Source organism: Komagataeibacter intermedius TF2 (assembly GCF_000964425.1).
Classification (GTDB): Bacteria; Pseudomonadota; Alphaproteobacteria; order Acetobacterales; family Acetobacteraceae; genus Komagataeibacter; species Komagataeibacter intermedius.
The window spans coordinates 1-267 of record NZ_BANF01000339.1 but is presented as its reverse complement, the minus strand read 5'-3'; the positions used below and the strand labels follow the sequence as shown (position 1 = coordinate 267).

1 protein-coding gene is annotated in these 267 nt (G+C 65.9%); it reads left to right on the top strand.

Features of this window, described 5'->3' with window-relative positions:
* A partial coding sequence (locus tag B7449_RS17450) for a hypothetical protein (RefSeq protein ID WP_048883934.1) occupies window positions 1-267 on the top strand: 267 nt, incomplete at both ends.

Below are 267 nucleotides of genomic sequence, written 5' to 3'. Positions count from 1 at the left end.
CGCCCTGGCCGTCTGCCTGCATGAAACAGGCGGCGTGGAAATGCTGCGGATCGCGGAACTCATGGGACAGTCCGAAGCTGAGGTCGCGGCCGCGCTGGGGGATGCGGTCTATCTCGATCCGGTACGAAGCGTGGACGGTCGCGATGTCTGGGTTACGGCTGATGAAATGCTCTCCGGCGCCGTGCGGACCAAGCTGGAAGAGGCACGCGATGCAGCCCGGACCGATGGACGCTACGCCCGGAACGTCACGGCGCTGGAAGCCGTCCA